This is a genomic window from Rhizobium sp. 01T417 (genome assembly GCF_056398905.1).
The window spans coordinates 113,208-131,943 of sequence record NZ_JBFTQH010000004.1 but is presented as its reverse complement, the minus strand read 5'-3'; the positions used below and the strand labels follow the sequence as shown (position 1 = coordinate 131,943).

Here is an 18,736-nt window from a genome sequence, read left to right as displayed (position 1 = left end):
GTCTGTTCGAGCGTGGTCAGTCCGAGGCGATCTCGATCGAGGAGAGAAGCGTTGAGCGGGCGGTCTTCAGATGCTCGGCGCAGGCATGCCGCGCCTGTTTGAGGTCGCCACTCTGAAGGGCAGCGATATAGGCCAGATGTTCCTCGACCGCGACGTGATTGCGCTGTCGCTCGTCTTTCTTGCTCCATTGATAGTGATAGTGGAAAATGACCGACATCACGCCCTGGATATTGATGAAGAACCGGTTGGGGGCGACGCCGTGGACCAGCTTATGGAACCGGTGGTCGAGATCGGAGAAATCGCGGTAGCGCCAGCTGATTTCGGCCAGCATCTCCCGATGCTCCTGTTCGAGGAACGCAAGCGTGCGCCACGCGGCATGGTCGGGCGGTAGCGCCATGAAGCGCTCCACTGCCCGGATTTCCATGAATTCGCGCATGTCGAAAAGCTCGGCCACGAAGTCCACCGTCAAACCGAGGGCCTTCCAGCGTCCGCTGCTCTGCCGTTCCAGCAGGCCGAAATGGCTGAACGTGTTGAGGCATTCGCGGATGGCAGACGTGGAGACCCCAAACTGGCGGGCTAGATCGAGCGCATTGATGCTCTGGCCAGGACTGCAATCGGGCCCCACCATCCAGGTCATGAACTTGCGCTCCACGATCTCCGCGAGCGGCCCGAGATCAGTCCCTGCCTGATAGTCCTTGGCGCACGGCAGGCGCAGGAGCACTTTTGAGCGCCCGTCGAGCGCGACGATACCACTGCTCGAAAGCTCCGCCAGCACGGCGCGCAGCGTCGTCCGGCTGACGCCGAGTTCGGCCGCCAGGACCGGCTCAGACGCAAGCTTTGATCCCGGCGACTTGCGTGCGAGTACGTCAAGACATTGATTGAGCGTCCGTTTGTAAAGCGTGTTGGTCTTCATGCCGCCCCCCGACGCTTTGTCTTTTACAATGATTTTTTTATAAAAAAAACAGATTGCCCGCCCAAATAATGTCTTTTATACAAAAAAAACAGACCAGCTGTGTGGAAGGAGGAGTTCATGCACGCGGACAATGGATGCGAAGCGCATCCTCACACCCTTTTCTGTTGCTGTCCTCTTCTGGGCACCGGCCGCCTCCCGGTGTTCGGCCTATGACAGGGCTCATCCTTCAATTCGGCACGAGCCGCTTCCTTCAGGCGCATGTGGATCTGTTCCTGCACGAGGCACGGGAAGCGGGTCAGGACGTGCCATCGGTCGTCATCGTGCAGACCTCGGGCTCTGCCGAGCGGGCCGGTCGGCTTGCGGCCTTTTCCGATCCGGCGGGGTTTCCTGTCGTTCTTCGCGGCCTTGAAAACGGCATGGCCACCGAGCGTCGCGTGGCGGTGAAAAGCGTATCGCGCGGCCTTTCGACCGCCGGCGACTGGGTCGAGATAGTCGATCTCTTCGCACGCGAAGCCGATTTTGTGGTCTCCAACACGGGTGACTCAGGCTATGCGGTCACTCCCGGCGAGGCGTCCACCGGCCTTTTTGCTGACACGCCGCTTGTCTCGTTTCCCGGCAAGCTCCTTCAGCTCCTCCATGCCCGCTGGCAACGTGGCGGGCGTCCGCTGACGGTCCTGCCCTGCGAACTCGTCAACCGCAACGGACCGGCGCTAAGGGCCATTGTCCGCGACCTTGCGGCGACGGCCAGCGCCCCTGCGGATTTCCTGAGGTTCCTCGACCAGGAGGTGGTTTTCGCCAACACCCTCGTCGATCGCATCGTCTCCGAGCCGCTGCAGCCCGCGGGCGCGGTGGCGGAGCCTTATGCGCTCTGGGCGATCGAGCGGGCGCCGGGCCTCAGCCTTCCCTGCACGCATCCGTCCATCGTGCTGACGGACGACCTCGAACCCTACGAGCGGCTCAAGCTGCATATTCTCAATCTCGGCCACAGCGTCCTTGCCGATATCTGGCAGCGCGACGGACGTCCGGAGCATGAGACCGTTCGTGCCATCCTGGCAGACCCTGCCGTCAAAACCCGCCTCGACGCGATTTATCGCGACGAGGTCTTGCCCGGATTCTCCGCACGCGGGATGGAGGATGCGGCGCGTGCCTATGTCGCCACCACCATGGACCGCTTCCGCAATCCCTATCTCGACCACCGCATCGCCGACATCGCTGGCAATCACGCGCTGAAGGTCGAACGGCGTATCGCGGCCTTCCTCGACTGGGCCGGTACGCCAGCGCCAGTTCTTTCCTCGATCGTTTCCCGGCAGAAGGCGACGGCATGAGCTATACATTCGACTTTTCCGCCCTCCTGCCGTACTGGCCGGTGTTCCTGCAGGGGGTCTGGCTTACGCTGAAGCTTTCTGCGCTCGCAACAGTCCTTGGTTTCGTTGTCGGCACGCTCTGCGCCATCGCGCGGGCGGACGGTCCTTCCTGGCTGAAATTTCTGGTAGCGGTCTACGTCGAGACGATCCGCAACACACCGCTGCTGGTGCAGATCTTCCTGGTCTATTTTGGCTTCGCCTCGATGGGCTTGAAGGTATCGGCGAACACGGCAGCCGTCGCAGCCCTTGTGGTCAATGTTGGTGCCTATACCTGCGAGATCGTGCGGGCGGGCCTCGAATCCATTCACAAGTCCCAGTTGGAAGCCGCCGAATGTCTTGGGTTGACGCGCACCCAGACCTATTGGCACGTCATCGTGCGTCCTGCGATCGAGCGTGTCTATCCGGCACTGACCAGCCAGTACGTACTCCTGATGCTCGCCTCGTCGATCACATCGCAAATTTCCGCCGAGGAACTGACGGCTGTGGCAAACCGCATCCAGTCGGACACGTTCCGCTCCTTCGAGACCTATATCGTCACAGGGGCTCTATACATCGTCTTGTCCTTCGTGGTGCGGGTAGCCTTCATCCTGTTCGGCCTCGTTATTTTCCCCCGTCGGCGCAAGCTGGGCACGGCCATCTGAGGAAGGAACAGGACATGTCGCTCACGCCCGTCCACATCGAATTCATCGCCGTCGGGGCGCTCTGGACCATCGGTCTTTCAGCTGTCGGCTTCATCGGCGGTTCCGTCCTGGGCTTCTCCATGGCGCTCGCCCGGATTTCGCCAAGCCCGCTGCTGCGGCGACTTGCCAGCGGCTATATCCAGATCGTGCAGGGCACACCGCTGCTCGTCACGCTCTTCCTCTTCTATTTCGGCCTTGCCGTCATCGGCCTCGATAGCCTGCCGGCCATTGTCGCCGCCGGCCTTGGCCTTGTCATCTACTCTTCTGCCTTCCTTGCGGAAATCTGGCGCGGTTGCCTGGAATCTGTGCCGAAGACCCAGTGGGAGGCGGCCGAATGCCTGGCGCTCAGCCGCTGGCAACGCATGACCCGGGTGATCCTTCCGCAGGCCATGCGCATCGCCACGGCGCCGACCGTCGGCTTCCTCGTGCAGATCGTCAAGAACACCTCGCTGGCCTCGGTTGTCGGCTTCGTCGAGCTCGCCCAGGCCGGCAAGCTTGTCAACAACACGATCTTTGAGCCTTTCACGGTGTTCATCGTCGTCGCCGCCTTCTACTTCGCCATCTGCTACCCGCTCTCGGCCTGGAGCCGCAGCCTTGAAAGGAAACTCAATGTCGGCCGTCGTTAGCCTCAGCAACGTGCACAAAAGCTTCGGGGCCGTGAAGGTCCTGAAGGGTGTCAGTTTCGATATCGGCGCCAGCGAAGTGATCGCGGTGATCGGTGCTTCGGGCTCAGGCAAGTCGACTGCGCTACGCTGTATCAACGCACTCGAGACCATCGACAGCGGTGAGATCCTCGTTTGCGGCCACAAGGTCCACGACGCTGCTCTCGACCGGCGGGCGCTGCGTCGCGATGTCGGCATCGTCTTTCAGAGCTATAACCTCTTCCCGCATCTGACGGTGGCACAAAACATCATGCTCGCGCCCTCCTGCGTGAAGAACATGGGCAAGGCTGAAGCGCGCGCGCTTGCCGAGCAGGTGCTGGCGAAGGTCGGTCTCCTGGAGAAGGCCGACAATTACCCCGAACAACTTTCCGGCGGCCAGCAGCAGCGCGTCGCCATCGCCCGTTCGCTCGCCATGCAACCGAAGCTGATGCTCTTCGATGAGGTGACCTCGGCACTCGACCCGCAGCTCACCGGCGAAGTGCTTCGCGTCATGGAGGATCTCGCCCGCGCGGGCATGAGCATGATCCTCGTCACCCACGAAATGGCCTTCGCCCGTAAGGTGGCGAGCAAGGTGATCTTCATGCACCAGGGCAAGGTCTGGGAAACGGGCCCCGGCGCGATGCTGGATAATCCGCAGACCAAGGAACTAAGCGAGTTCCTGAGCAACGGCCTCTAATTCGATCGAACTGTCTCAAGGAGGAGATTAAATGATGAAACGCAGAACCCTGATGACCAGCGCCTTGGCGCTCGCTCTCTTTGGTGCCGTCCCGGCAATAGCCATCGCCGATACGCTTGACGACATCAAGGCACGCGGCACGTTGCGCGCGGCCATCGACCTCGGCTCACCGCCCTTCGGCATGCAGGACGCCAACATGCAGCCGACGGGCTCCGAGGTGGAAAGCGCAAAGCTGCTCGCCGATCACCTTGGGGTGAACCTCGAAATCATCGAAGTGACCAGCCCGAACCGCATTCCCTTCCTGCTCACAAACAAGGCCGACGTGGTCGTCGCTTCGCTCTCCATCAGTGAGGAACGCAAGAAGGTGATCGATTTCGCCGATCCGCACGGCGTCATCCAGGTCATCGCAGCTGCTCCGAAGGGCCTTGAGATCAAGGGGGTGGAAGAGCTGGTGGGCAAGGATGTCGCAACAACCCGCGGTACGACCAACGACAAGGTAGCCACAAGCCAGGCAACGGGAGCCAACATCGTGCGTTATGACGACGACGCGACCCTCGTCACCGCACTCGTCTCCGACCAGAACAATATCATGATCTCCGCTCCGCAGATCATGAATGCCGTCAACGAGCGCCGGACGAACGACCCGCTCGAGGTCAAGTTCGTGCTCAAGGTCAATCCCTATGCCGTTGGCCTGCGCAAGGGCGACGATGCGCTGAAGGCGGCGGTCAACGACTGGGTCAAGACCGATCTCGCCAACGGAAAGCTGAACGAGATCTACAAGAAGTACAACAACGTCGACCTGCCGGCGGAAATGCCGAAACCGTAAGCGAACAGCGGGGCGGCCGACCCACGGTCGCCCATGCACCTCCCTCGTCCGGTCGGGTTGCCTGCTGATGATGAGGCGTAAGGACCCTGTCGATATGCCCGGCGGCTCTTTGGTGCCGTCCAAACCTTCAGACAATCAGGATGAACTTCATGAAAGCGCTTCTCTGCGAAGAACCCGGCCGTCTTTCGCTTGTCTCCCGTCCGGCACCGGCACGCGGCGCTGGCGAGGTTCTCGTGCGCATCCGCCATGTCGGCATCTGCGGGACCGATTTTCACATCTTCGCCGGCAAGCACCCCTTTCTCGAATACCCGCGCATCATGGGCCACGAACTTTCCGGTACGGTCGAGGAAGCCCCTGAGGGCAGCCGTCTCAAGACGGGCGAACACGTCTATATCGTGCCCTATCTCTCCTGCGGTACATGTCATGCCTGCCGGAAGGGGCTGACAAATGCCTGCCAGTCGATCCGCGTGCTGGGCGTGCACTGCGACGGCGGCATGGCCGAATATGTTTCGGTGCCCGAGGCCAACGTGGTGCCGACGGGCGGTATCGCGCTAGAAGATGCGGCGATGATCGAATTCCTGGCGATTGGCGCGCACGGCGTCAAGCGCGGCGCGATCAACGCCGCCGACCGCGTGCTCGTCACCGGATCCGGTCCGATCGGCATGTCGGCAATCATCTTCGCCAAGACGCGCGGAGCGCAGGTGACTGTCATGGACACGCGCGCCGACCGGCTCGCCTTTGCCACAGACCGGCTCGGCGCTGACGCTGCAATGCTCGCCGATGCCTCCGCCGAGGCGGAAGCGAACCGCCTGACCGGCGGCGACGGTTTCGATGTGGTGATCGACGCGACCGGCAGTCCCGGCCCCATCGAGCGGGGTTTCGCCTTCCTCGCCCACGGCGCGCGCTATGTGCTGCTCTCCGTCGTACGGCAAGACATCACCTTCTCCGACCCCGAATTCCACAAGCGTGAGGCGACGCTTCTGGCCAGCCGCAATGCCCAGCCGGACGACTTTGCCGAGGTCGTGCGCCAGATCGAGGCCGGCAAGGTGCCGACCCGTGCTCTCAATACGCATCGGGGACGCCTGGAAGATGGCGCGGCGCTGCTGGTGGAATGGGCCCGTCCCGAGGCGGGCGTTATCAAAGCGATCCTGGACGTTTGAAAGCATCGACGAATTTCAAGCGCGAGCTCGGGTCCCTGACGGGCTATCGCCGAAGCATCGAATGCCTGCGACAGCAGCTGTGAGGCAGCGACAAGATCATGGGCGCAACCGCATTGGGCTGCGTCGCAGTTGTATCTGCGACCTGACAGGAGCAAGATGCGCATTGAATAGCCGGAGATAGAAACCGGCCATGTGTTTCAACCCGTGAACAAGCAGCCGCGGACCATGGAACTCATACTCGCCACCGGATTGATCGTCTTCAAGGTCGCGTTGCTGATTGCGATGCTGCTGCTGCTGCCTCTGCCTCTCACCTGGCTGGAACGCAAGATCGCCGGGCACATGCAGCAGCGGATGGGGCCGATGCGGGTTGGGTGGCATGGGCTGCTGCAGCCTATGGCGGACGGAATCAAGCTTCTGACCAAGGAGGACCACATTCCCGCCGAGGCCGATCGCTTGCTGTTCAAAATGGCCCCCATCCTGGCGCTCGCTCCGCCCTTTGTCGTCTTCGTCGCGATCCCCTTCGGCGAATCCGTCTCGGTGCTCGGCAACGAGATTTCCCTCTATGTCTCCGACATGAATGTCGCGCTTCTCTTCGTCTTCGCGGTGCTTGGGATCGAGGTCTATGGCGTTATCTTCGGTGGCTGGGCCGCCAACAGCAAATACGCCGTCCTCGGCAGCCTCAGGACTTGCGCGCAGATGATCAGCTACGAGATCCCGATGGGGTTCGCGGTGATCGGCGTGGTCATGCTGGCGCAATCCATGAGCCTGCTGGAAATCGTGCGTGCGCAGGCCGATGTGTGGAACATCGTCTACCAGCCGATCGGCTTCTTCGTGTTTTTTGTCGCCGGCCTGGCCGAGGCCCAGCGCATTCCTTTCGACCTAGCGGAAGCGGAAGGCGATCTCGGTGCCGGGTTCCATACCGAATACAGCGGTATCCGGTTTGCGTTGTTCATGGTGAGCGAATATGCCATCGTCCTTTTGGTGTCGGTCCTGGCGGTGATCCTCTTCTTCGGCGGCTGGAACGGCGCGCTCATTCCCTTGCCACCGCTCCTGTGGTTCGCGCTCAAGGTCGCATTCTTCGTCTATATGTTCATCTGGTTTCGTTTCACCTTCCCACGCTACCGCTACGACCAGCTGATGGCGATCGGATGGAAAGTCTTGCTTCCTCTCTCGATGGCGAACATAATTATCACTGGTCTTGTCTTCCTTTAGGGCCAGAGCGGGCTCGGTAGTGAGGCAGCGATGTCGCACGCGCAGGACAGAATTGGCGCATGGATCGGCTGGGCGTTCTTCGCCGACCTGGCGAAAGCTTTGGCTCTGACCTTCGGTTACATGTTTTCCAAACCGGTAACCATGCAGTACCCGGACAAGGAAAAATGGCTCCCCTATTCACGCTACCGTGGGCATCACTTCCTGAAGCGTGACGATGAGGGTGAGATCAAGTGCGTGGCCTGCGAACTCTGCGCGCGCATTTGTCCATGCGACTGCATCGAAGTCGTCCCCTACGAGGATGAGAAGGGCAAGCGTCACCCGGCAAAATTCGAGATCGATACGGCACGGTGCCTCTTCTGCGGCCTGTGCGAGGATGCCTGTCCCGCCGACGCGATCGCGCTTGGCCAGGAATACGAATTCTCCAGCTTCTCTTCGCGCGAGCTGGTGATCGGGCGTGACGATCTGCTTGCCAAGCCGGGCAAGGCAGCGACTGGCGGCAGCGTGGTGGCTGCGCGCCTCAGTGTCGAACCGAAGGTCCTGGTCGAGACCGGCGGGCGGCAGGGGTACAATTGGTGGCGTAATATCCGACGAAGGTGAAAATGCGCCAGCCGTCTAGGCAAAGCGCGCAGAGAGGAGGCCCACATGCATGTGCGCCAGATCTTGAACAGCAAGTCTCCCGAGGTCATCTCGGTTACACCCAACCACACGATGGTGGAGGTCCTGAGGTTGTTCCGCGAAAACAACATCGGCTTCGTTATCGTCGCCCGTTACCCGGGGGAATGCCTGGGAACGGTGTCGGAGCGGGACTGCTGCAATGCCGTCGCCAAATATGGCACCCAAGCACCCGCCATGCGCGTCAGCGATATCATGAGCCAACGTGTGGCGACCTGCGCCACAGACGATTTACTGCCTCTCGTGATGGCGATCATGACCGAGCGGCGTACGCGCCATGTGCTCGTCATGGAAGGCGACAACATCGCCGGCATCGTCAGCATCGGCGACGTGGTCAAGTACAGGCTCGAGGAAGCGATGCGCACTGAGCAGGATCTGCAGGATTACATCTGCGGGGTCAGCTATCATTGACAAGGCACGCCAGGGTCAGAGGCGGCCACCGGTGCTGCCCTGGGCGTTGTCTTCGGGGTCAGGTGCTTGGACGATCGCGGCTGCGGTTCCATTGGCCACCCGCGCCTTTCGAACCTCCACCGGACACGGGTATTCGCCCCGCTGCATCAGGCTGTTGAGGCGCAACGCGCTGTAGTTTTCAGGAACGAACACAAGGTTCCTTGGGAAGCGCCTGTTGACCTTGAGCTTTGCAGTCAGCTCGCCCTGGGCTGAGCGCACGACAAGCTGATCGCCATCGGAAAGGTCCAACTCCTCGGCATCCTGTGCGCCCATCTCGACATAGGGGTCATCTGCGACCGTATTCAGGATTTCCGATCGTTCGGAAAGATATCCATTGTGGAACAGGCAGTTGCCGGTAACCAGCATGAGACGGTCGGATTGAGCGCAAGCAGGCGCCGGGGCGAAGAACCCGCCAGCCGGCGGCGCAAGTCCCCCTTTGGTGAACGCTCCGTCTGCGCCAAGGCCGTCCCAGTTCAAGCCCTCGTAAGCAGGAACCAGCCTGGCAATCTCGTCGAAAATCTCGCGTTGGATCGATGGTCGCAGTGAGTGGCCGCGAAGTGCCGCGACGAAGTCGAAGATCGCCAGATTGCCGCGTGCCTCGCCGAAGGGTTCATGGAACTTGCAGACCTTCTGGAGCCGGCCCTCATTGTTGGTGAAGGTCCCGGGCTCCTCGCCGTAACTCGCGGCCGGCAGCACCACCTCGGCCATGCCGACAGTCTCGGTGAGAAACGCATCCTGCACGATCAGGAGCTCGGCGGCACGAAGGGCCTGCTGTACGTACGCACGGTCGGGATAGGACCCAAGCGGGTCGCTTCCGGCAATATAGAGCGCGCCCATCTGCCCCTTGTCGCAGAGGCCGAGCATCCCGTTGAAATCCGCGCCGGGCTCGGACGGTATGTCAGTGCCCCAGCTCCGTTCGAGTGTTGTGTGTGTCTGATCGTCAGCGACCGGGCGCAGCCCCGGCAGAGTTGCCGGCAGCACGCCCATATCCCAGGCTCCAAGCTGGTTGGCGCGGTCGAAGAGAAACTGCATCGCCAGTCTTTTGCCAAGCAGGCGGACAAGCTGCATAAGGTTTGAGAGTTGCTGCAGTGTGTCACGTGCTGTCGACGACCTCAGGAGCTCGGCGCTGACAAGCAGTGTGACGCTCTGCGCGTCGAGCAATGCCCGCACCAGACGAGATACCTCATCGCCAATGGCCGCCGGCGATCCGCCGAGGTTCGCGGGAACGGCGCCCAGCAGGTTCGGATCAGCCGCTGCCATGAGCCCAGCCACCACCCCAGCGAGACCTGGCCCCTCACCGCCCGGTGACACACGAACGACCGCCCTGGCATCGGCGTCCAGACGGGATGGCCGGGCCGAAAGCATGAATAATCCGGTCTGTCGCCGCCGCGCAGCGTCCCGCAGGAGGTATTCGGTGACCGGGTTTTCCTCGGTCGGGTTACCACCGATGACAAGCACGCAATCGTTGCCGATCACGTTCGCCAGCGGCGCGCGGCTGTAGTGGCCGGTGACCAACGCAGCGAGCGGATCGTAGGGTGTCGACCAGCGCGAGGAACAGTCCATGTTGTTGGTCCGGAAGACCGTGCGCATCATTTTCTGGAATTGATAAAGCGTCTCGTTTGGAAGGCGTGGCGAGGCAAGCCCGCCTGCGGCCTTTCCTTCCACCGCCGAAAGGCGCCGTTTCAGGTGGTCCCCGGCCTCTTCCCAGGAAACTGCGACAAGGGCGCCATCACGGCGGACCATCGGTCGCCTGATCCTCTCCGGGCTTGTGACAAAATCGAGGCCAAAGCGCCCGCGCACGCAGAGCGTTTCGCGGTTGACCCCCTGGTCCCATTTTGAGCGAACGCGCATGAACTCGCCCTTGCGCGTGCCAACTGTCAGCTGGCAGCCGGTACCGCAATGCGGGCAGATGGTGTCGGTCTCAGTCAGATCCCAGGGCCGCGCCTTGTAACGATAGGGGAAGCTCATCAGCGCACCGACCGGGCAGACTTCGATGCAATTGCCGCATTGGTCGCAGCTCGCGAGACTGCCCTCAAACCCGGTTACGGCAGTATCCATGCCTTTCTCGACCGTGCCCAAGGCGACCGCGCCGACCACTTCCTCGCACATCCGCACGCACCGCTGGCACTGGATACAGCGATTGACATTCATGATGACGACGGGGCTCAGTCGGATATCTTCGGAATGGAACACGCGTTTGGCATCGCGGAAACGGCTTTCGCGTGGCCCATAGGCCATCACCTGGTTCTGCAGTTCACACTCGCCGCCCTTGTCGCAGATGGGGCAGTCGAGGGGGTGATTGGCGAGCAGCATGTCGAGCATGGACGAACGTGTTTCGTCAATCAGCGGCGTGTTCGTTCGCACGACCATGCCGTCTGTGACCGTGGTGGCGCAGGACGGCTGCAGCTTGCGCTGTCCTTCGATTTCGATCAGGCACATCCGGCACGAGGCCAGCGGCGGCAGCCGCTTCATATAGCAGAAAGTCGGGATGTCGATGCCCAGACGCTCAGCCGCCTGCAGCACCGTAGACCCGGCCTCCACGTCCAGTGTCTGGTCATTGATCGTGACGCGAACCATGGCTTCCTCGCGGTCTTCTCCCGATGCACCCTAGTGGTACGGGCACCTGTGCTCCTTGATATGGACGTCGAACTCGTTGCGGAAATGCTTGAGCGCAGCCCGCAGTCCCATCGCCGCGCCGTCACCGAGCGCGCAGAACGTATTTCCGAAAATGCCTTTGCACAGGGCGTCCAGCTGCTCCAGATCACCGGGCTCACCCTGCCCCGCCTCGACCCGGCGCAGTACTTTCACCGCCCAGTCCAGCCCTTCACGGCATGGAGTGCATTTGCCGCAGGATTCGTGATGGAAGAACTCGACGATCCGTGTGGCGACCTTGACCATGCAGGTCGCATCATCGATCACGATCACGCCGGCCGAGCCGAGCATCGAGCCGGCGGCAGCAAGCGAGTCAAAATCCATCCCCACATCAAGCCCGCTCTCCGGTATGACCGGCGCCGAGACCCCGCCCGGGATCACCGCCTTGATCCTGCGTCCCGGCAACGGGCCGCCGGCGTGGCTCTCGACGAGTTCCCGCAGCGGTATGCCCATCGGCAACTCATAGAGACCGGGTTTCAACACCTGTCCGCTGACGCAATAGAGCTTCGGGCCGGGGCTCTTGTCCGGTCCGATCTCCCGAAACCACCTCGAGCCACGCATCACGATATGCGGCACGCAGGCAAGCGTCTCGACATTGTTGATCACCGTGGGGCTGGCATATAGCCCCTCGACTGCCGGAAACGGCGGTTTCAGCCGGGGCTGGGCGCGTTTACCCTCGAGCGAGTCGAGCATCGCGGTCTCCTCGCCGCAAATATAGGCGCCAGCACCGCAATGGATATGCACGGTGAAATCGAAATCGGTGCCCAGGATTTTCCGCCCGAGGTAGCCTTTATCGTGGGCCTCGGCGATCGCCTGCTCCAGGCGACGGATCGCTGTCACATACTCTCCGCGAACATAGACATAAGCGGTCTTGGCGCCAATTGCGTATGCGCTCACCGCCAACCCCTCCACGAGCTGGTGTGGGTCGCGCTCCATGATGATGCGGTCCTTGAAGGTACCGGGCTCGCCCTCGTCGGCGTTGCAGCAGAGATATTTCGGCTTGCCTGTTTGCTTCGGGACGAAGCTCCATTTCATCCCCGTCGGGAAACCGGCACCGCCGCGACCTCGCAGGTTTGCCTCCTTGACGAGGTCGATGACCTCGTCGGGGGCGTGCTCGCGCAGCGCCTTCTTCAGCGCCTGGTAGCCGCCGCCGGCTTCATAGGTCGACAACAAATGACCATCCTGCGCGTTGATGTTCTTGAGGAGAACCGGCTCGAACATGGCTTTACTCTCCCGGCGGCCGCGCCGAAGCGGGCTCAATGCCTGCCGCTCGCGACACTCCTGCCCGCAGACTGTCGAGCAGTTGATTCACCCGCGCGTCATCCAGCTTGCCATGGTAGTCGTCGCCAACCTGCATCACTGGAGCCATCTCGCAGGCCCCGAGGCATTCCACGGTCGAAAGCGTGAACAGCCCGTCCGGGGTCGTTTCTCCCTTTTTGATCTGCAGCACGGTTTCGAGATGTTTCAGCAGATTCTCCGAGCCGCACAGCATGCAGGAAACATTGTCACAGAGCTGCAGGTGGAACAGGCCAATCGGTTCGGTATGGAAGAGCGTGTAAAAGGTCGCCAGCTCGTAAACCCAGATCCGTTCGACGCCAAGGATGTCGGCGACCTCCTCGAGCACGGGGCCCGGCAGATAACCATGTTCTTTCTGCGCGATCAGAAGCGCGGGCATGATCGCCGAGCGCTGGTTCGGATACCGCGCTGCCGCCGCTTCTATTTTTTCGCGCATGCTCATTGCGTCCAGATCTCCAGTTACTTGTCCACCTCCGCCATCACCGGGTCGAGGCTACCCAGCACGGCTATCATGTCGGCCAGGTAGTGTGCGTTGGTCACCCCGAAGAGCCCCTGCAGATTGACGAAGGACGGGGCGCGCACTTTCATGCGGAACGGTTTCGGCGACCCATCGCTGATAATGTAGAAGCCCAATTCACCCTTTGGCGCCTCGATCGCCGAATAGACCTCGCCCCTGGGTACGTCAAAGCCGTAGGCCGACAGGTCGAAATGCTGGATCAGGGCCTCCATCGAACAATGCACGCGTTCCTTGTCCACCGGGAACGCGATCGTCGGCATGTCGATCTGGAATGGCCCGTCCGGCATCTGCTCGAGGCATTGTTCGATGATCGCGATGCTTTCGCGCATCTCGTCAACGCGGCACCGCCAGCGCGCATAGCAATCGCCCTCGTTGCGGGTGATGACGTTGAAGGCGAGCCTTTCATAGATCTCGTAGGGCTCGTCGCGGCGGATATCCCAGTCGACACCTGAGGCCCGCAGGTTCGGGCCACTCAGACCAAGATCGACCGCATCTTCGCCGGAGATCACGCCGATCCCCTTCGTGCGCTTGAGGAAGACCCTGTTATCTTCGAGCAATCGCTCATAGTCGCGGATCCGGTTCGGGAAGATGTCGCAGAACTCCCTGATCTTGGGCAGGAAGCCGTCGGGCAGATCCTCGCGCACTCCGCCAACCCTGCAAAAAGACGTGTGCATGCGCGCGCCGGTAATCATCTCCAGCAAGTCCATGATCATTTCGCGCTCACGCATGACGTAGAGCAGCGCAGTCATTGCACCGAGATCCATTGGCAGCGCACCCGTGATCAGGAGATGACCGGAAATCCTTGCCAGTTCGGCCATCATCACGCGGATATACTGAGCGCGGATCGGCGCTTCGATGCCGAGGAGCTTCTCCACCGCCAGCGCGAAGGCCAGGTTGTTCGACGGCGGACAGAGATAGTCGAGCCGGTCCGTCAGCGGGAAAATCTGGGTGTAGGTGAAGCTCTCGGCGAGCTTTTCCGTGCCGCGGTGGAGGTAGCCGATATGCGGGTCCACGCGCTCGACATACTCGCCGTCCAGTTCGAGAACGAGCCGGAGCACCCCGTGAGTGCTGGGGTGCTGCGGGCCGAGATTGAGAAGCACTTCCTTGGTGTGGAGCGCTTCGCCTTGCGGCCTGCTGAGCTCGGTGACTTCGGTCATCTCAACCCTCCGACGTAGAACGGCCTCCTTATGGGATGTCCCTGGTGGCAATGTCCGGCTGCGTCGGCGGCGGACCTTYGGCACCGAAGGGATTCAGTTTGTCCTTGTAGCCCCTCAAGGGGAAATCCTTGCGCTGGGGAAAGCCCTCGAAGCCTTCCCACATGTAGATCCGGCGCAGATCGGGATGGCCCTCGAACTTGATGCCGTACATGTCCCAGGCTTCGCGCTCATGCCAATTGGCCGTCCGCCAGACGCCCGTCACCGACGGGACGCTTGGCGGATCACTAAGGCGGCACTTGATGCGCACGCGCCATTTGTTCTCCAGCGAATAGAGGTGGTACACGGCCTCATAGCGTGGCAGCTCGGGGTAATGATCGACGCCACAGATATCGGACAGGAAATTGAACTGCAGCGGCGGGTGCTGTTTCAGAAATCGGCAGAACTCGACGATCATTTCCGGTGGAACGGCAAAGGCATGAACGCCGTGCCTGGCGCCGAGATCCTCGATTGCGGCGTTGAAATGTTCCATGACCAGAGCGGGATTGAAAGACGACTTGACGCTCATGAGGCTGCAATCCGATCGAGAGGCGTCCCGGCCAGCGCGCGGGATTTCTTGATCTTCTCCTGAAGCAGCAGGAAACCGTGCATCAGCGCCTCGGGCCGAGGCGGGCAGCCGGGAACGTGCACGTCCACCGGCACGAAGGTTTCCGATCCCTGCACCACCGCATAGGTATTGTAGACCCCGCCCGAGATCGCGCAGGTGCCCATCGCGATCACCCAGCGCGGCTCAGGCATCTGGTCATAAAGCCGGCGCACGACGGGAGCGAATTTCCGGGTCACGGTCCCGGCGATGATCATCACGTCGGATTGGCGCGGCGAAGGCCGGAACACCACACCGAACCGGTCGAGGTCGTAACGCGCGCATCCTGCCGAGATCATCTCGATGGCGCAGCAGGCAATGCCGAAGGTTTCTGGCCACAGCGCCGAGCGTCGGCTCCAGCCGATGATGCTGTCGGCAGTCGTGAACAGCACGCTGTCGCGGATCGCATCGCCTACGCCTCCCATTCCAGCGCTCCCTTCAGCCAGGCGTAGGCGAAACCCACGATCAGCAGCAACATGAACACGAACATCTCGACATAGGCGACCAGACCGATGTCCTTCAGGACGACGGCCCAGGGAAAGAGAAACATCGTCTCGACGTCGAAGACCACCAGCAGGATCGCCAGCATGAAGAACTGCACCCTGAAACGGCCGCCGGCGGCCTCCCCGGCCGGGTCCATGCCGCATTCATAGGCCACGTTCTTTGCAGGATAGGGATTGGATGGCCGTAGCAGTGACGAGACAAAAAGCGTTGCTCCCGTCACCAGAGCAACTCCGGCGACCATGACGAGGACTGGCAGGAATTCCATTGCAGTCATAGCCATATCGCATTGCTGCGGTCGCCCACCGAGGGTTCTTTTCAGGCCGCCGCCGGCGTCAGTTCGGAACCGGAGGTGCGGTCGCAAAGGGAGCGACTTTGGCAATCCTTTCTAGAATTGTCAGTGTATTCCGTCGGGTGGATCATTGCAAATTCAATAGATCAGCCGCCAAATACCGAGTGCTGGGCAAGCCTCAGAAACCATGCCGGAAACAGGCCAATTCCTATGGTGCCGGCGGCGGTAAAAGCAAGCGTGGCGCGCAACAAGGGAGACAGTGCGGGGGAAAACACCCTTTTGGGTTCGCGCATGTAGATCAGCATGGCGATGCGGATATAGAAATAGGCCGCCACAACACTGAGCAGCACTGCGCTCACCGCCAGTATGACGAACCCTTGCTCGACCAGCGCGACAAGCACGTAGAACTTGGCGAAGAACCCGGCCGTCGGTGGAATGCCCGCCAGTGAAAACAGGTAGAGTAGCATCAAAAGTGCCAGCCCGGGATGCGACTTGGAAAGACCTGCATAGTCATCGATAGTCTCGCCCGAGAAATTGCCGTTGCGCATCATGATGATGGTGCCGAAAATGCCGAGATTCATGAACGAGTAGATCAGCAGGTAGAGCATCACGCTGGCGATCCCATCTGTGCCGCCGGCAACCACGCCGAATAGGGCGAAGCCGGCATGGGCAATGCTGGAATAGGCGAGCAGGCGCTTGAAATTATCCTGCACCAGCGCTGAGAAACTGCCGAGCGCCATCGTCGCGACAGCGATGACAGCGACGATGATCCAGGCATTTGAGGCTGCGACCAGCGGGTTGAGAAACACACGCAGGATCACTGCAAAACCCGCCGCTTTTGGTCCGACAGACATGAAGGCGGTGATGGTTGTCGGCGCCCCTTCATAGGCGTCCGGCAACCACATGTGGAACGGAACCGCGCCGACCTTGAAGACAAGCCCCGCGACAATGAAGACGACAGCAAGCAACAATCCGGGATCGGGCCGGGCACCGGCCACAGCCGCAGCGACCCCATCCAGTTGTGTCGTGCCGGTCAGCCCGTAGACCAGCGAGACGCCATAAAGGAAAATCCCGGTCGAGGCCGAGCCAAGGATCACATATTTCAGCGCTGCTTCGTTCGACCGCCGTTCTTTGCGCAGGAAGCCGGTCAGAACATAGGTGCAAAGCGCCATCAGTTCGAGCCCGACATAGATCGACAGGAGATCGATCGCCGAGGCCATGATCATCATTCCTGAAAGCGCAAGGAGCAACAGGACATGATATTCGCTGGTCCCGATGCCTTCGATCTCCGCATATTTTCTGGAAAGGAGGAGTGTCAGAACGGTGGCCAGATAAAAGACCATCTTGAAAAAGACCGAAAAACGGTCGGCGATGAACATGCCCGTGTAAGCGGGGCGCACCTCACCGGCGAGCATGATCGTCAGGACAGCGGCTGTCAGTACCACCGCGACCGATGCCGAAAGAAGGAATTGCTCCTGCCCTTTCCGGACAAGCTGTCCGAGGATGAGGAGGATGCAGGCCCCCGTGACGACCACGATTTCGGGCAGGCTTGCTACAATCGACTGCAAGAGCGCGGCAGCAGTCATTGGACACTCCCCTCACCGTGCACGTGTAGCATGAGCTGCTTCACCGAGGCGTCGATGATGCCGAGAAAGGGCTTTGGATAAAAGCCGACCCAGAGCACGAAGAGCGCCAGCGGCAGGATCGCCGCCATCTCGCGGGCGTTGACATCGCGTATCTTGAACTTCGCACTGACGTTTGCCGGACCAAGCGCAACTTTCCCGTACATGCCGAGCAGGTAGGCGGCGCTCAGCAAGGCGCCAAAGACGGCTGCCGCACCGACGACAAGGTTGGCCGCAAAGCCACCTGACAGCACGAGCAGTTCGCCCACGAAGGAATTCGTTCCCGGGAGCGCCATCGACGACAGCGTGAACAGCAGGAAAAACGCGGTATAGACAGGCGCTGCCTTCATCAACCCGCCATAATCCGCGATGCTGCGCGTATGTGTCCGCTCGTAGATCAGGCCGACGAACAGGAATAGCGCGCCAGTCGTTACGCCGTGATTGAACATCTGGAGGATGGCGCCCTCTAGCCCGCGCAGGTTCAGCGTAAATATCCCCAGTGTCACGAAGCCCATGTGACTGATGCTTGAGTAGGCGACCAGTTTCTTGAGATCATCCTGCGCCAGCGCAAGCAGCCCGCCGTAGACGATCGCAAGGGCCGAAAGCGCCAGCATCAGCGTGGAATAATGGGCCGACGCTTCCGGTAGCATCGGCAGAGAGAACCTGAGGAAACCGTAGGCGCCCATCTTCAGGAGCACGCCAGCAAGGATGATGCTGCCTGCCGTCGGGGCCTGGACATGGGCGTCCGGCAGCCAGGTGTGGAGCGGAACCATGGGGACCTTGACTGCAAAGGCGACCAGGAAGGCGAAGAATAGCCACGACTGGATTCGGAACGGCAAATCCTGCGCTGTCAGCGCCAGGATGTCGAAGGTCTCGCCGCCATTGAAATAGAGCACGATGACGCCGATCAGGAAGAGGACGCTGCCGGCCAAGGTGTAGAGGAAGAACTTGAATGCCGCATAGACCCGGCCCTCGCCACCCCAGACGCCGATGATGAGGTACATCGGGATCAGCATCGCTTCCCAAAAGACATAGAACAGGAACAGGTCGAGCGCGCAGAACACTCCGAGCATCAGCGCCTGCATGGCTAGCAGGCTGACCATGAACGCTTTCACCCTCCGGTCAATCGCGACCCATGAGGCGAGCACGCAGATCGCGCCAAGGAGCGCGCTCAGGAATACGAAAAGCGCGCTGATCCCGTCCACGCCCAGCGCATAGCTGATCCCAAGCGCGGGTACCCAGAGGTGTCTTTCGGTAAACTGCATCGCGTGCGTCGTGGTGTCAAAACTCGCAAGCATGATGATGCAGAGGACGAGATCGAGGATGGCGATGCCCAGTGCTGTCCATCTGATGGCATCTTCGCTGCGCAGGAGCATCAGCACCCCTGCCCCGATGGCGGGCGTGAATACGATGAGGCTGAGCAGCGGCAACCCCATGAACGCCC

At 61.1% G+C, this 18,736-nt stretch carries 19 protein-coding genes; 9 read left to right on the top strand and 10 right to left on the bottom strand.

The genetic code is table 11. The annotated features are described in order from the left end of the window. Positions 1-16: 16 nt before the first annotated feature. On the bottom strand, positions 17-913 hold the full coding sequence (locus tag AC1DPR_RS06170) for a GntR family transcriptional regulator (protein WP_477815902.1): 897 nt from the start codon (positions 911-913) through the stop codon (positions 17-19). A 209-nt stretch (positions 914-1,122) separates the two neighbouring features. On the opposite strand from AC1DPR_RS06170, the gene AC1DPR_RS06165 reads away from it, so the two are divergent. The 9 genes from AC1DPR_RS06165 (at position 1,123) to AC1DPR_RS06125 (ending at position 8,576) form a co-directional block, all read left to right on the top strand. Then, a complete protein-coding gene (locus tag AC1DPR_RS06165) occupies positions 1,123-2,238 on the top strand; it encodes a mannitol dehydrogenase family protein (RefSeq protein WP_477815901.1) in 1,116 nt (371 codons plus the stop codon). Further along, positions 2,235-2,918, top strand: a complete 684-nt coding sequence (locus tag AC1DPR_RS06160) for an amino acid ABC transporter permease (RefSeq protein WP_018855566.1) — start codon at positions 2,235-2,237, stop codon at positions 2,916-2,918. The genes AC1DPR_RS06165 and AC1DPR_RS06160 overlap by 4 nt, the downstream gene beginning before the upstream one ends. A gap of 14 nt (positions 2,919-2,932) precedes the next feature. After that, positions 2,933-3,583, top strand: coding sequence for an amino acid ABC transporter permease (locus tag AC1DPR_RS06155; RefSeq protein WP_018855565.1), 651 nt, complete (start codon positions 2,933-2,935; stop codon positions 3,581-3,583). Continuing rightward, complete coding sequence (locus tag AC1DPR_RS06150; protein ID WP_018855564.1) at positions 3,567-4,295, top strand: amino acid ABC transporter ATP-binding protein; 729 nt, start codon at positions 3,567-3,569, stop codon at positions 4,293-4,295. The genes AC1DPR_RS06155 and AC1DPR_RS06150 overlap by 17 nt, the downstream gene beginning before the upstream one ends. A 34-nt stretch (positions 4,296-4,329) precedes the next feature. Then, complete coding sequence (locus tag AC1DPR_RS06145; RefSeq protein WP_477815900.1) at positions 4,330-5,121, top strand: transporter substrate-binding domain-containing protein; 792 nt, start codon at positions 4,330-4,332, stop codon at positions 5,119-5,121. A gap of 149 nt (positions 5,122-5,270) precedes the next feature. Then, positions 5,271-6,281 (top strand): zinc-binding alcohol dehydrogenase family protein, encoded by a 1,011-nt coding sequence (locus AC1DPR_RS06140; protein ID WP_477815899.1) that lies wholly within the window; start codon positions 5,271-5,273, stop codon positions 6,279-6,281. A gap of 225 nt (positions 6,282-6,506) precedes the next feature. Further along, positions 6,507-7,493 carry an NADH-quinone oxidoreductase subunit NuoH gene (nuoH, locus tag AC1DPR_RS06135; protein WP_477815898.1) on the top strand — a complete coding sequence of 329 codons (987 nt, stop codon included), beginning with the start codon at positions 6,507-6,509 and terminating at the stop codon, positions 7,491-7,493. Positions 7,494-7,523: 30 nt separating this feature from the next. After that, on the top strand, positions 7,524-8,090 hold the full coding sequence (locus tag AC1DPR_RS06130; protein ID WP_018855560.1) for an NADH-quinone oxidoreductase subunit I: 567 nt from the start codon (positions 7,524-7,526) through the stop codon (positions 8,088-8,090). 45 nt (positions 8,091-8,135) lie between these two features. Next, positions 8,136-8,576 carry a CBS domain-containing protein gene (locus AC1DPR_RS06125; RefSeq protein ID WP_018855559.1) on the top strand — a complete coding sequence of 147 codons (441 nt, stop codon included), beginning with the start codon at positions 8,136-8,138 and terminating at the stop codon, positions 8,574-8,576. Positions 8,577-8,591: 15 nt separating this feature from the next. On the opposite strand, the gene nuoG is transcribed toward AC1DPR_RS06125, so the two are convergent. From nuoG to AC1DPR_RS06080, 9 genes are all read right to left on the bottom strand, one after another. Further along, on the bottom strand, positions 8,592-11,192 hold the full coding sequence (nuoG, locus tag AC1DPR_RS06120) for an NADH-quinone oxidoreductase subunit NuoG (RefSeq protein ID WP_477815897.1): 2,601 nt from the start codon (positions 11,190-11,192) through the stop codon (positions 8,592-8,594). Positions 11,193-11,222: 30 nt separating this feature from the next. Beyond that, complete coding sequence (gene nuoF / locus AC1DPR_RS06115) at positions 11,223-12,488, bottom strand: NADH-quinone oxidoreductase subunit NuoF (protein ID WP_477815896.1); 1,266 nt, start codon at positions 12,486-12,488, stop codon at positions 11,223-11,225. 4 nt (positions 12,489-12,492) lie between these two features. Next, on the bottom strand, positions 12,493-13,005 hold the full coding sequence (gene nuoE / locus AC1DPR_RS06110) for an NADH-quinone oxidoreductase subunit NuoE (RefSeq protein WP_018855556.1): 513 nt from the start codon (positions 13,003-13,005) through the stop codon (positions 12,493-12,495). A 17-nt stretch (positions 13,006-13,022) separates the two neighbouring features. Continuing rightward, positions 13,023-14,237, bottom strand: a complete 1,215-nt coding sequence (gene nuoD, locus AC1DPR_RS06105) for an NADH dehydrogenase (quinone) subunit D (RefSeq protein WP_477815895.1) — start codon at positions 14,235-14,237, stop codon at positions 13,023-13,025. A 28-nt stretch (positions 14,238-14,265) separates the two neighbouring features. Then, positions 14,266-14,802 carry an NADH-quinone oxidoreductase subunit C gene (locus tag AC1DPR_RS06100; protein WP_477815894.1) on the bottom strand — a complete coding sequence of 179 codons (537 nt, stop codon included), beginning with the start codon at positions 14,800-14,802 and terminating at the stop codon, positions 14,266-14,268. Beyond that, positions 14,799-15,302, bottom strand: coding sequence for a NuoB/complex I 20 kDa subunit family protein (locus AC1DPR_RS06095; RefSeq protein WP_025658428.1), 504 nt, complete (start codon positions 15,300-15,302; stop codon positions 14,799-14,801). The genes AC1DPR_RS06100 and AC1DPR_RS06095 overlap by 4 nt, the downstream gene beginning before the upstream one ends. After that, positions 15,290-15,655, bottom strand: coding sequence for an NADH-quinone oxidoreductase subunit A (locus AC1DPR_RS06090; RefSeq protein ID WP_018855552.1), 366 nt, complete (start codon positions 15,653-15,655; stop codon positions 15,290-15,292). The genes AC1DPR_RS06095 and AC1DPR_RS06090 overlap by 13 nt, the downstream gene beginning before the upstream one ends. 161 nt (positions 15,656-15,816) lie before the next feature. Beyond that, positions 15,817-17,256 (bottom strand): NADH-quinone oxidoreductase subunit N, encoded by a 1,440-nt coding sequence (locus AC1DPR_RS06085; RefSeq protein ID WP_477815893.1) that lies wholly within the window; start codon positions 17,254-17,256, stop codon positions 15,817-15,819. Further along, positions 17,253-18,728 (bottom strand): NADH-quinone oxidoreductase subunit M, encoded by a 1,476-nt coding sequence (locus AC1DPR_RS06080; RefSeq protein WP_477815892.1) that lies wholly within the window; start codon positions 18,726-18,728, stop codon positions 17,253-17,255. The genes AC1DPR_RS06085 and AC1DPR_RS06080 overlap by 4 nt, the downstream gene beginning before the upstream one ends. Positions 18,729-18,736: the final 8 nt, after the last annotated feature.

What these genes read in the sequence shown, in the direction of transcription:
- AC1DPR_RS06170 (WP_477815902.1), bottom strand. Translation starts at nt 913, where the DNA reads ATGAAGACCAACACGCTTTACAAACGGACGCTCAATCAATGTCTTGAC.
- AC1DPR_RS06165 (WP_477815901.1), top strand. Translation starts at nt 1,123, where the DNA reads ATGACAGGGCTCATCCTTCAATTCGGCACGAGCCGCTTCCTTCAGGCG.
- AC1DPR_RS06160 (WP_018855566.1), top strand. Translation starts at nt 2,235, where the DNA reads ATGAGCTATACATTCGACTTTTCCGCCCTCCTGCCGTACTGGCCGGTG.
- AC1DPR_RS06155 (WP_018855565.1), top strand. Translation starts at nt 2,933, where the DNA reads ATGTCGCTCACGCCCGTCCACATCGAATTCATCGCCGTCGGGGCGCTC.
- AC1DPR_RS06150 (WP_018855564.1), top strand. Translation starts at nt 3,567, where the DNA reads ATGTCGGCCGTCGTTAGCCTCAGCAACGTGCACAAAAGCTTCGGGGCC.
- AC1DPR_RS06145 (WP_477815900.1), top strand. Translation starts at nt 4,330, where the DNA reads ATGAAACGCAGAACCCTGATGACCAGCGCCTTGGCGCTCGCTCTCTTT.
- AC1DPR_RS06140 (WP_477815899.1), top strand. Translation starts at nt 5,271, where the DNA reads ATGAAAGCGCTTCTCTGCGAAGAACCCGGCCGTCTTTCGCTTGTCTCC.
- nuoH (WP_477815898.1), top strand. Translation starts at nt 6,507, where the DNA reads ATGGAACTCATACTCGCCACCGGATTGATCGTCTTCAAGGTCGCGTTG.
- AC1DPR_RS06130 (WP_018855560.1), top strand. Translation starts at nt 7,524, where the DNA reads ATGTCGCACGCGCAGGACAGAATTGGCGCATGGATCGGCTGGGCGTTC.
- AC1DPR_RS06125 (WP_018855559.1), top strand. Translation starts at nt 8,136, where the DNA reads ATGCATGTGCGCCAGATCTTGAACAGCAAGTCTCCCGAGGTCATCTCG.
- nuoG (WP_477815897.1), bottom strand. Translation starts at nt 11,192, where the DNA reads ATGGTTCGCGTCACGATCAATGACCAGACACTGGACGTGGAGGCCGGG.
- nuoF (WP_477815896.1), bottom strand. Translation starts at nt 12,488, where the DNA reads ATGTTCGAGCCGGTTCTCCTCAAGAACATCAACGCGCAGGATGGTCAT.
- nuoE (WP_018855556.1), bottom strand. Translation starts at nt 13,005, where the DNA reads ATGAGCATGCGCGAAAAAATAGAAGCGGCGGCAGCGCGGTATCCGAAC.
- nuoD (WP_477815895.1), bottom strand. Translation starts at nt 14,237, where the DNA reads ATGACCGAAGTCACCGAGCTCAGCAGGCCGCAAGGCGAAGCGCTCCAC.
- AC1DPR_RS06095 (WP_025658428.1), bottom strand. Translation starts at nt 15,302, where the DNA reads ATGGGAGGCGTAGGCGATGCGATCCGCGACAGCGTGCTGTTCACGACT.
- AC1DPR_RS06090 (WP_018855552.1), bottom strand. Translation starts at nt 15,655, where the DNA reads ATGACTGCAATGGAATTCCTGCCAGTCCTCGTCATGGTCGCCGGAGTT.
- AC1DPR_RS06085 (WP_477815893.1), bottom strand. Translation starts at nt 17,256, where the DNA reads ATGACTGCTGCCGCGCTCTTGCAGTCGATTGTAGCAAGCCTGCCCGAA.
- AC1DPR_RS06080 (WP_477815892.1), bottom strand. Translation starts at nt 18,728, where the DNA reads ATGGGGTTGCCGCTGCTCAGCCTCATCGTATTCACGCCCGCCATCGGG.